The 4010-nt window shown below is 43.5% G+C and carries 6 protein-coding genes; all 6 read left to right on the top strand.

All coding sequences use genetic code 11. The annotated features are described in order from the left end of the window. The first annotated feature begins 171 nt into the window (after positions 1–171). The 6 genes from N1032_RS22140 (at position 172) to N1032_RS22115 (ending at position 3820) form a co-directional block, all read left to right on the top strand. On the top strand, positions 172–438 hold the full coding sequence (locus N1032_RS22140) for a hypothetical protein (RefSeq protein ID WP_259542383.1): 267 nt from the start codon (positions 172–174) through the stop codon (positions 436–438). Then, positions 435–815 (top strand): hypothetical protein, encoded by a 381-nt coding sequence (locus N1032_RS22135; RefSeq protein WP_259542380.1) that lies wholly within the window; start codon positions 435–437, stop codon positions 813–815. Before N1032_RS22140 ends, N1032_RS22135 begins: the two co-directional genes overlap by 4 nt. A gap of 2 nt (positions 816–817) precedes the next feature. Beyond that, positions 818–1129: a hypothetical protein gene (locus N1032_RS22130; protein WP_259542378.1), complete on the top strand. Its 312-nt coding sequence runs from the start codon at positions 818–820 to the stop codon at positions 1127–1129. A 100-nt stretch (positions 1130–1229) separates the two neighbouring features. Beyond that, positions 1230–1406 carry a hypothetical protein gene (locus N1032_RS22125; protein ID WP_259542375.1) on the top strand — a complete coding sequence of 59 codons (177 nt, stop codon included), beginning with the start codon at positions 1230–1232 and terminating at the stop codon, positions 1404–1406. Positions 1407–1408: 2 nt separating this feature from the next. Further along, positions 1409–2875, top strand: coding sequence for a YadA C-terminal domain-containing protein (locus N1032_RS22120; protein ID WP_259542373.1), 1467 nt, complete (start codon positions 1409–1411; stop codon positions 2873–2875). A 285-nt stretch (positions 2876–3160) separates the two neighbouring features. Continuing rightward, entirely contained in the window at positions 3161–3820 is a 660-nt protein-coding gene (locus N1032_RS22115) for a hypothetical protein (protein WP_259542372.1), read from the top strand. The last annotated feature ends 190 nt before the right edge of the window (positions 3821–4010 follow it).

Here is a 4010-nt window from a genome sequence, read left to right as displayed (position 1 = left end):
ACGATGCTGGAACGTCGTGCTGAACCAGAAGAAGATAATGAACGTGAGGCTTTCGTTCAGGGTTATGTATCTTCTTACAGCCCTGCTGAGTAATCAAGTGAGTTGAATGTAAGTCAAGCCCATCGGAAGACTGGTGGGCTTTATCGTATGTTCAATGAGAGGTTAAACAAAATGTTTGGAGTCTGGTTACTGAAACGCACCTTGCGTAAACACGCTGCCCACATTGCAGCACGTCAATCAATCATCGCTGGTCACATTGAGATGGGTGACAGTGAAGCCCTGATGCGTGACGCATATTTCCTCGCCCGCTCTGCCGATTACATTCAGTGGGGTGAGATTCAACTGGCGGCTAAGGGTGTAAGGGATAGTGTTGAGGTGGCAAACTGTGTCAACGCTCACACACTGGCAACCAACCTGTTACGGAGTAGCTTCAAATGAAACGCTTCCACGTAATTGGTATCAGTTTCCTGCTGGGTCTGGTGTGTGGTCTGGCAGTGGGTGAAGTTAAAGCTGCTGAAGTTAGCCCTGCTGACATTGTGTATCAGTGTTCAGGTGGCATCCTGTATCAAGACATTCATCAGGGTCAAGGTGCTCTGGTCTATGTCAAAGGTGTGGGTCAGAAAGCCTACTCAATCCTTCTGGGTGAGCACGATTTCAATCAGGCTGGTGTTGGTGAGGACAATGTTGGCGGTGTCTTCACGGTTGAATGGGACAACGAGAAGGGTGCTGATGTCACAACGATTGAAACCAAAGGTAAGTTGGTTGTTGTGATTGATGGGCTGTCTGAAATCTGTGTCCAAAAGAACGAGGTGTAACTTTGGATAAGGCAAGGTTTGTAATCAGTGTCAGACAAGCGATTAGTGCAGCCAATCACAAACTGGATGTGATGGTTAAACCTGATGTTGTTATCAAAGAATATCGTAAGTCAGTGCTTGAGTTGTTGGAACTATTCAAGCGTTACAACTCTAACTTTACTGACAATCAGTGGGCTGGTAAGATAGCTAACCAACAAATAGCTTTCACTATGGCTGATGCGAATGATGTGATGTATCTTCGTATCCGTCTGTCTCAGAAAGAACGTAGTCTCCCATCAATCATCGAGTTAACAAAAGGTAAAGTGTTAAAATGAAGACGTTTCACTGGTAGCCAAGTAACATCGTAACCTAATGCCTGCTTATCAGTGGGCATTGTGATGCAATGTTGCATCGTTTAAATGTGAGAAACTAATTATGTTAACCCGTATCTTTGCTGCAATCGCTTTGGTTATTATCGCTATCACTGCTGTTTCTGTTGGTGATACCAAAACTGAAACCATCTTCCAGCAAATCTATCTGGTTGAACAGTTGATTGCTTCGGCAGTTATCTCTTACGTCATTGTTCGTCTTATTCAAACCATTAAGGAGTAAGTATGAAGCGCATCCTCATCGCTACGTTGTTGGCTGCCGTCTGTATTAATGCTTCTGCCGCTAACAATCAGGCAGATGAAGACGCAGCTTGGTCTGCTGTAATTGGTAAGTTTAATCAGCCAATGAACAGCAAAGAATCTTTTCTGAAAGACATAAATGTAGAAGCAAGTCGTCTCGGTTTCCAGATATCTGGCGGTCAGCTTGCAGATATAAATACAAATGATTTTAAATCTGGTGATGAAACTATGAAGAAACATATTATCGCAACTGTTGTTGGTTTAACTCTTGCTGGTAGTGCGATAGCTGATGGAACTTACAACACTTTGAACGGTGGTTATACTGCTACAGATTCCTGGGATATGACCAATGGAACTCACCACCTCACCTTAAATAAAGGTGGTAACACTTATACTCTGGATGTTCCTAACAGTTGGAATAGTCAATTGTCAGATAGTGAAGTTGATAATGCTATCTCACAAGCAACAAATAATTACACAGTTGATTTGACTCCTGTTAGTAATACACCTACCACTCAACCACCAGTGACACAACCACCTGTTACTTCTAAACCAATGACAGATATAGGTTCAACGAATGTAACTATCCCTGTAAATGTTGGACTTGGAAAGACAGCAAATCAAACTCACGAGCTGTCTACGTGGTTAGAGGCACACGAATCTGAAATCTTTGATTTGTATGGGACAGTTAATGGTCATACCAGTTCGTTAACTGACCTTCAAGGTGAGGTTGCTAAAGACAAAGTTCGTATTTCTCAGCTTCAACAACAGCAACCAACTCAAGGTCAGAAGGGTGACAAAGGGGATAAGGGTGACACTGGCCTGCAAGGTAAGCAAGGTGTTGCTGGTAAAGATGGTGCTCCGGGTAAAGATGGTGTAACCAAAGTTCAGGTTGACACTGCAACTCAGCAGAAGGTAGCAGCTAACACTTCTAAGCTGGCTGACCACGACAAACGTATCACTAAGAATGAAAGTGATATTAAAGATAACACTAAGCACATCTCTGATGTAGAGACTGTGGTTAACAACAATGCTGATGCGCTGGTTAATGTTCAAGATACTACCAATGCTGTTATTGATGGCGTCAATAATCACGAACAACGTATTGATGTTCTCGAACATTCAAGTGTTGGTTCATTAGCACCTCGTGTTAATAACAACTCTCAGCGTATTCAGAAGCTGGAAGCTCACGATAAAGAGCAGGATAAACGTATCAGTGAAAACAATGAACGTGCTATGGCTGGTGTCGCTTCGGCTCTGGCAGTTACTGGTCTTCACTATACCGATTCTGCTAATAGTATTGCTGCTGGTGCTGGGAACTATGGTGGTCAGTCTGCTGTCAGTGTGGGTTACTCTCACCAATGGGGAACCAGTGCTCGGTTCAGTGTTCAGAACTCTGTTGATACTACTGGGAATGTTGGGACTTCTGCCTCGGTAGCAATCGGATGGTAAGGATAATAATCTTATCCTTTCTGATGGTGGGGTGTAGTAGTGCCCCATCTAATCCAGCGGATAGAGCAGAGCTTGAAGCTGCTGCTGCCCGTATGTCTCACGAACATTTTACTCAAGCTCATCTCAGTTCAACTGACATCAGACAGATGAAAGATAGGAATGGTGGTGAGCCAGAGAATGCCGTGAAGTATGGGATTAAAGAGTTGCTCAGAAAGATTAAAGAGCAAAGGTAGTAAGAGTAAGAGGGGTGCTCACTCATCCCTCATTTAATGAGAGGTATTAAGTATGACTACTCTTGTAGCCAACGTAGTTCGTGATGCTCTTCGTAATGAATGTGTCGAGAGTCACACCACTTGTGTGATTGAATTCGGTGAAGGTAAGAAGTTCTTCATTGAGTTTCCTCGTTTCGTTCTGTCTATGATTGGTATCAATGGGGCAGTGTGTGAAGCAGTAACCAAGACTTTGTTCGATGTATGTCGAACTCAGTTGGAAGAAGGTGATGAAACGGAATGGCAAAAGAACTATACCAAGTTCTCTGCTTTTCCAACCATTGGCCGTTCTTCTATTGGTTCGATTCTGTATGACAGTTCTTTCAATCGTCCATTGGGTGAAGCTACCATCGCATCTCGCTTTGCTTTGTATCTGGCTCAGCTTGGTGCTGGTCGTCTGGAGTATGGCACCGATGTTAAGTTGGTTAAAGTCTTTACCAGCAATGGTGATGATGAAGTGTTGGTTGGTTACAGTGCGGTTGTTCATCGTCGTCACGTAATCAAAACGTTTGTCCCTGAACTTCGTGCTCTCCTTGAAGAGAAAACTGGTTCCAACTGGGAACGTGAATACACCACTGCTGCTGATACTTCCAAGCAGATGGTTGATGGTAATCGTGGTGAGAGTCGTATCACTGCTATGAATGCTGCTTGGCGTAACCTTCGTAGCCAGAGCTAAGATGCAAGGTGAAAGGGACAGCCTTAAATGTCCCTATTTATTTCCAATGAGAGGTTGTAAATGAATAAATCAGATGTTCGTATTATCTATAATGTGTTCCGTGATGTTATCAAATCTGAACACCACCACCACCAAGGACTTGGTCTTGAGACTGGTAACTTCGAAGTAGATCTTACTATTGCCGTTGACT

It is taken from the genome of Herbiconiux daphne (genome assembly GCF_024979295.1).
Classification (GTDB): domain Bacteria; phylum Actinomycetota; class Actinomycetes; order Actinomycetales; family Microbacteriaceae; genus Herbiconiux; species Herbiconiux daphnes.
Note: the sequence above shows the minus strand (reverse complement) of the source record. Positions and strands in the feature narration are given on the sequence as shown.